This window comes from Amycolatopsis sp. MEPSY49 (assembly GCF_051337345.1).
Classification (GTDB): domain Bacteria; phylum Actinomycetota; class Actinomycetes; order Mycobacteriales; family Pseudonocardiaceae; genus Amycolatopsis.
Window position 1 is genome coordinate 425,861 of sequence record NZ_JBDLYJ010000008.1, and the last position, 6,658, is coordinate 432,518.

General features: G+C 71.5%; 6 protein-coding genes. 1 reads left to right on the forward strand and 5 read right to left on the reverse strand.

Annotation, left to right across the window (positions count from 1 at the left end):
- Positions 1–27: 27 nt before the first annotated feature.
- The 5 genes from ABFJ78_RS33130 to ABFJ78_RS33150 form a co-directional block, all read right to left on the reverse strand.
- Positions 28–453: an acyl-CoA thioesterase gene (locus ABFJ78_RS33130; protein WP_436390707.1), complete on the reverse strand. Its 426-nt coding sequence runs from the start codon at positions 451–453 to the stop codon at positions 28–30.
- A gap of 108 nt (positions 454–561) precedes the next feature.
- Positions 562–3,537, reverse strand: a complete 2,976-nt coding sequence (locus ABFJ78_RS33135; protein WP_436390709.1) for a bifunctional [glutamine synthetase] adenylyltransferase/[glutamine synthetase]-adenylyl-L-tyrosine phosphorylase — start codon at positions 3,535–3,537, stop codon at positions 562–564.
- A gap of 30 nt (positions 3,538–3,567) precedes the next feature.
- Positions 3,568–4,701: an anion permease gene (locus ABFJ78_RS33140; RefSeq protein WP_436390711.1), complete on the reverse strand. Its 1,134-nt coding sequence runs from the start codon at positions 4,699–4,701 to the stop codon at positions 3,568–3,570.
- Between the two features lie 95 nt (positions 4,702–4,796).
- Positions 4,797–5,546, reverse strand: a complete 750-nt coding sequence (locus ABFJ78_RS33145; RefSeq protein WP_436390713.1) for a type 1 glutamine amidotransferase — start codon at positions 5,544–5,546, stop codon at positions 4,797–4,799.
- 15 nt (positions 5,547–5,561) lie between these two features.
- Entirely contained in the window at positions 5,562–5,984 is a 423-nt protein-coding gene (locus ABFJ78_RS33150) for a rhodanese-like domain-containing protein (RefSeq protein WP_436390715.1), read from the reverse strand.
- A 111-nt stretch (positions 5,985–6,095) separates the two neighbouring features.
- On the opposite strand from ABFJ78_RS33150, the gene ABFJ78_RS33155 reads away from it, so the two are divergent.
- On the forward strand, positions 6,096–6,536 hold the full coding sequence (locus ABFJ78_RS33155) for an Lrp/AsnC family transcriptional regulator (RefSeq protein ID WP_436390717.1): 441 nt from the start codon (positions 6,096–6,098) through the stop codon (positions 6,534–6,536).
- Positions 6,537–6,658: the final 122 nt, after the last annotated feature.

The window sequence follows — 6,658 nt, forward strand, 5'->3', positions numbered from 1 at the left end:
TTCGCCATGATACGAAGTGAGCGGCTCTTATTCCGCCGTCGACATCAGCTTCAAGTCCGCGCCCGCGGCTTCGTACCTGCCTCGCGGGTCGGCCACCAGCTTGCGGATCTCCAGGTCCATCAGGCCCAGCGTGCAGGTGATCTCGGCAGCCAGCGTGCCGTCGAGCTTGTAGATGTTCGAGTCCATCTTGAACGTCTTGCCGCTGCCGAACTTCACGTCGCACGTCACGTCGACCTCGTCGCCCGCGCGGAGCTCGCGGCGGAACACCACGTGCGTTTCCAGCAACACTGACGCCAGGCCCGGGAGCCCCTCGAGCGCGCCGGCCGCTTCCAGCAGCTCGAGGCGGGAGACCTCGCCGTACGAGTGGTAGACGGCGTGGTTGAGGTGGCCCAGGGTGTCCAGTTCGTAGTGCCGGACCTTGATCCGGGTCCGGAACGGCTCGCGATCGGTCACCGCCCCAGTGAACCTTATTCAGCCGTCGGCCGCCGCATGACTTTGCGGCGATCAGCAGGGTGTGCGTGCGGGCCGCGGCGGCCTAACCAGAATAAGATTCACTGTAGGTCAGGCCTCGTAGAACAGGTGCTCCACCACCGTGTGCGCCCGGCGGGTGAGGCGGCGGTACGTGTCCAGGAACTCGCCCGGGTCGTCGGCCGCGGACTGGCCCAGCACCCTCGCCACCGCCGCCAGGTCGCGGCCCGAGCCCGGGACCTCGTCGACCGCCTTGCCGCGCACCAGCATCCCCGCGTTGCGCACCCGCGTCGCCAGCAGCCACGCCTCCCGCAGCGAGTCCGCTTCGGACTCCGTCGCCAATCCCGCCTCCGGCAGGCACGCCAGCGCGTCGAGCGTCGACGTCGTGCGCAGGCCCGGCACCGAACCGGCGTGCTGCAACTGCAGGAGCTGGACCGTCCACTCGACGTCGGCGAGGCCGCCCCGGCCCAGTTTCGTGTGGCGCGTCGGGTCGGCTCCGCGGGGCATCCGCTCCGTCTCCACCCGCGCCTTGATGCGGCGGATCTCGCGCGCCTTCGTGCCGTCCAGCCCGCCCTCGGGGTAGCGGATCGGGTCGATCATCGCGATGAACCGCTCGCCCAGCTCGTCGTCGCCCGCCACGAAGCGGGCGCGCAGCAGCGCCTGTGCCTCCCACACCTCGCCCCAGCGCGCGTAGTACGCGCGGTACGACTCCAGCGTGCGCACCAGCGGCCCGCTCCGGCCCTCCGGCCGCAGGTCGGCGTCGACCTCCAGGGCCGGGTCCGAGCTCGGCGCGCCCAGCATCTTCCGGACCGTCTCCGCGACCGACGACGCGAACTTCACCGCGTCGGCGTCCGAGACCCCTTCGGACGGCTCGCACACGAACAGGACGTCGGCGTCGGAGCCGTAGCCGAGTTCGGCGCCGCCGAGCCGGCCCATGCCGATCACCGCGATGCGCGCGGGCGTGCGGCCCAGCTCGGCCTGGCGCTGGCGGAACGCCGCGGCCAGCGCGCCCTGCAGCACCGCGACCCAAACCGAAGACAGCGCTTCGCACACCGCCGGCACGTCGAGCAGGCCGAGCAGGTCCGCGCACGCGATCCGCAGCAGCTCGTGCCGCCGCAACGACCGCGCGGCCGCGACGGCGGCGTTCAACCCCGGCTGACGGCGGACGGCGGCCCGCAGCGACGTCGCCACCTCGGCGGGTGTGCGGCCCAGCAACCGGGCCGGGTCGCCGAGCAACCGCAGCACCTCCGGCGCGCGGACGAGCAGGTCGGGCACCAGCCGGGACGTGCCGAGCAGCAGCGCCAGGTTCTCGACCACCGTGCCCTCGTCGCGCAGGACCCGCAGGTACCACGGCGTGTCCTCCAGCGCCTCGGACACCTTCCGGTACGACAGCAGCCCGCCGTCGGGGTCCGGGGTGTCGGCCAGGAGGTCGAGCAGCACCGGCAGCAACGCCTGCTGGATCGCCGCGCGCCGCGAGACGCCGGACGTGAGGGCCTTGATGTGCTGCAGCGCGCCGTCGGGCGCTGTGTAGCCGAGCGCGGCCAGCCGACTGGCCGCCTGCTTGGTCGTCAGGCGCAGCGCCTCGGTCGGCACGTTTGCGACGGACTGCAGCAGCGGCCGGTAGAAGATCTTTTCGTGCAGGCGCCGGATGCCCTTGCCGTGCTTGCGGAACTCCGCCAGCAGCGCCTCGCCCTGGCTCTTGCCGCCGCTCGCCTTGATCCCGCTGGCACGGGCGAGGATCCGCAGCTCGTCGGTGTCGGACGTCGCCGGGAACAGGTGCGTGCGACGCAGTCGCCGCAGCTGTAGCCGGTGCTCGAGCATCCGCAGGAACTCGTACGACGCGCCCAGTTCGGCCGCGTCCTGGCGGCCGACGTAGCCGCCTTCGCCGAGCGCCGCCAGCGCGTCCATCGTGGACGGTGAGCGCAGGTCGGCGTCCACGCGGCCGTGCACCAGCTGCAGCAGCTGGACGGCGAACTCGACGTCCCGCAGCCCGCCGCGGCCCAGCTTCAGCTCGCGCTCGGCGTGCTCGGACGGCACGTGCCCCTCGACGCGGCGGCGCATCTGCTGCACCTCGTCGACGAAGTTCTCACGGTCGGCCGCCGACCACACCAGCGGCGCGACCATCTCGGCGTACTGCCGCCCGAGCTCGGCGTCGCCGGCCACCGGGCGCGCCTTGAGCAGCGCCTGGAACTCCCAGGTCTTGGCCCACTTCCGGTAGTAGCCCTGGTGGCTTTCCAACGTGCGGACGAGCGCGCCGGCCTTGCCTTCGGGACGCAGCGCGGCGTCGACCTCGAAGCACGCCTTCCCGACGACCCGCATCGTCGTGCTGGCCAGCCGTGTCGCGACGCCGAGGTCGTCCGCGCCGGCGAAGATGACGTCGACATCGCTGACGTAGTTGAGTTCCCGGCCGCCGCACTTGCCCATGGCGATGATCGCCAGGGTGCCTTCGGCGGACGTGCCGACCTCGGCCTCGGCGACGACGAGCCCGGCGGCGAGCGCGGCCTCCGCCAGCTCGGTCAGCTGCGCCGCGACCTCGGCGTAGTGCGGGTGCTCGAGCCCGGCCTCGACGAGGTGGCCCAGGTCGGCAGCGGCGATGCCGAGCAGCTGGCCGCGGTAGGCGACCTTCAGGGCCTGCGCGGCTTCGGTGCCAGTGAGCACCGAGCCGTCGTCGCGCACGAGCGCCGTGCGCAGGTTTTCCCGGTAGCAGGCGGAATCCGTGCACTTGTCGCCGAGGAGCGACTGCCACTGCGCGGGGTTCGCGGCGAGGAAGTCGGCGAGGGCGCTCGACGTCCCGAGCACGCCGAACAGGCGGCCGCGGAACGTCCGGTTGGCGCGCAGCTGCTCCTCGAGCCGGGTCCACTCGCCGTCGTCGGCCTCGCGGATCCGGTCGATTCCGCGCAGCGCGAGGTCCGGGTCCGCCGCACGGGACAACGCCGCGAGGACGTCGGCGGCGGCCTCGACCGGCCCGGCGTCGTCCCACCAGCCGGCCGCGCGCAACTGACCCTCGGCACGGGCGTCGGTGAAGCCGTACCTCGCCGCCGAAGCGGTCGTTCGCGCGCGGTCTGCCATCACGGACCACCGTATCCCGCGGGACCTGGCTCAGGCGGCCAGCTGCCCCGGTTCGGTGCCGGCCGGCGTCGGCTCGGGCACCTGGAAGCTGTGCGCGGTGACGGGGTGGCGGCGCGAAAGGAGGTAGATGCCGACGCCGACACCCACCCCGACGACGCCGACGGCGATGGTCCCCGCGGTGCCGAGCGAGGCGATCTTGCCGGAGATCGCGCCGACGATCGCGGCCGCGGGCAGGGTGAACAGCCACGCGATGACCATCCGGCCCGCCATCCGCCAGCGCACCGGCGCCTCCCGGCGGCCGACACCGGAGCCGATGATCCCGCCGGAGCACACGTGCGTCGTCGACAGCGGGAAACCCAGCCGCGACGAGACCAGGATGACCAGCGCCGAGCTCGTCTGGGCGGCGAAGCCCTGCGGGCCTTCGATGTCCGTCAGGCCCTTGCCGAGGGTGTGGGTGATGCGCCAGCCGCCGAGGTACGTGCCCGCCGCGAGGGCGCAGGCGGCGCTGATGATCACCCAGACGGGTGGCGCCGCGCCCGCGGGCAGGCTGCCGGCGGTGACGAGCGTGAGCGTGATGACGCCCATGGTCTTCTGCGCGTCGTTGGTGCCGTGCGCGAGCGAGACGAGCGACGCCGAGACGACCTGGCCGACCTTGAACCCGCGCGTGGCCGGGCGGCCGCGGACGAGGAACCGGTAGACGAAGTACGTCGCGCCCATCGCGACGACCCCGGCGATCACCGGGCTCGCCGCGGCCGGGACGAGCACCTTTTCGACGATCTTTCCGAAGTGGACGGAGTCGGTGCCCGCCGAAATCCAGGTGGCGCCGATCAGGCCGCCGAACAGCGCGTGCGACGAGCTCGACGGCAGGCCGACGAACCACGTCACGAGGTTCCAGACGATCGCCCCGATCAGCCCGCCGAAGACGATCGACGGGCCGATCTTGGTGTCGTCCACCAGGCCGCTGGAGATCGTCTTGGCGACCTCCACCGACAGGAACGCGCCGACCAGGTTCAGCACCGCGGAGATCGCGACGGCGACGCGGGGCCTGAGAGCGCCGGTCGCGATCGACGTCGCCATCGAGTTCGCGGTGTCGTGGAACCCGTTCGTGAAATCGAAAACCAGGGCCGTGACGACGACGATCACGACCAGCAACGAGGGCTCCACCCCGACCTCCGAACCCTTGTGGGGACTCCTCCCGCAAGGTACCTGAAGGGTGACGCCTGCCGTTAACAGGCTGTTGCTCGTTGTGATCCCTGCTGTTAAGCCAGCGGTAAGGACCGTTGACTGTCGGCGGCGGGCTCGAGTTCTCCGGCGGCCAACCGGACGAACCGCTGCGCGAACGGCCGCCACGTTTCCTCGATGTCGGCGTGCACGGTGATCAACGCGTCGTGCTCGAGTGAGCCCGGACGGGCGAATTCCGCCATCTCGGGCTCGTCCGCGGCCCAGCTCTCGACGACGGCGGGTGTCGTCTCGATGTGGAACTGGACACCGTAGACACACCGGTTGAATCGGAACGCCTGGTTCTGGTACCGCGGCGCGGACGCGAGCAGCTCGGCGCCGGGCGGGAGCCGGGTGATCGCGTCGTTGTGGAACTGCAGGACGTCCTGCATGAGCGGGAGGTCGGCGAAGAGCGGGTCGGTCCACGCCGCGTCCTTCTTGCTGACGAGGTGCGGACCGACCTCGGGCCCGTCCGGCCCGACCTCGACGCGGCCCCCGGTCGCGACGGCCAGCAGCTGCGCGCCGAGGCAGATCCCCAGGGTCGGGATCCTCTTCGTGGCGGCTTTCGCCAGCAGCCGCCGGACGTCGACGAGCCAGGGGTGCTTCGCGTCGTCTTCCGCGGCCATGCCGCCGCCGAGGCAGACGACACCCCGGTAGCCGTCGAGGTCGTCCGGCAGGCCGTCGTCCGGCAGCAGCCGGAGGTCCAGCTCCGCGCCGGCGTCGGTGAGCCAGTCGCCGAGCGGGCCGAGCGGGTCCGAAGCGTCCGGCTGGATGATGAGCAGTCGTGTCACGCTTTTCAGGGTAGGTCAGCAGGCGCAGCGGATTCCCGGGGTGGCGGCTCCCTCTACCGGGTAGCCGGCCGCGATCCAGGCGGTGATGCCGCTGGAGAGCCGTTTGACCTGGAACCCGAGCCGGGCGAGCTTGAGCGCACCCTTGGTGGCGGCGTTGCAGTTGACGCTCTCGCAGTAGCAGACGTAGACGAGGTCCCGGTCGAGGTGCTTCGTGCTCTCGGCCGTCATGTCCCGGTAGGGCAGGTTGACGGCGCCGGGGATGCGAGCCTGGGCGAAGGCCTCGGGCGCCCGCGTCTCGACGATCACGTAGCCGTCGGTGTGGCCGGCTTCGAGGTCCCGGACGAGGTCGTCGGGGTCGACCTCGAAGGCGAGCTCGGCGCCGAAGTACTGCGTGGCGGCCTCCGGGGCCGGGGCGGGGACGGCGAGAATGCGTGTCATGGGGTAAATCCTGCTGGTGGCGGGGCTTCCGCCACAGGGCAGAATCGGGGTGGAAGCCCGGCTCGGCCGGGGATTTCGCCGTTCTGGCCCGGTTCGACTTGGAGAATCACGGTGGACCTCGACGACGTCGACTGGCAGCTGCTGGAGCTCCTCCAGGAGGACGGCCGGCTCAGCTTTTCGGAGCTGGGCCGGCGGGTGTCGCTGTCCGGCTCCGCGGTGACGGAGCGGGTGCGCCGGCTCGAGGAGCGCGGGGTGATCACGGGCTACGCGGCCCGGGTGGACACGGCGAAGCTGGGGTTGCCGATCGAGGCGTTGGTGCGGGCCCGGGTCCGGAGCTTGGACACGCCGCGATTCCGTACGGCGGTGCTGCCGCTGCCTGAGGTCGTCGCGGCCGACCACATCACCGGTGACGAGTGCTGGATCCTGCGGGTGCTGTGCCGGAGCACGACCGAGCTGGAGTCGTTGGTGGAGAAGGTGCAGCGATACGGCGAGACGACGACGTCCCTGGTGCTGTCCTCGCCGCTGCGGAGCCGGCCGGTGCCGCGGCCCTGACTGCGGTCATGACTGTGGACATGACTGTGGACATGACTGTGGACATGAAAGAAGGGCCTGGGCCGGGAGACAATCTCTTGTCTCAACCGGGCCCAGGCCCTTCTCCAACGTAAGTTCGGCGG

Coding starts and splice junctions, on each gene's coding strand:
- ABFJ78_RS33135 (WP_436390709.1), bottom strand. CDS start 3,537: ATGGCAGACCGCGCGCGAACGACCGCTTCGGCGGCGAGGTACGGCTTC.
- ABFJ78_RS33150 (WP_436390715.1), bottom strand. CDS start 5,984: ATGACACGCATTCTCGCCGTCCCCGCCCCGGCCCCGGAGGCCGCCACG.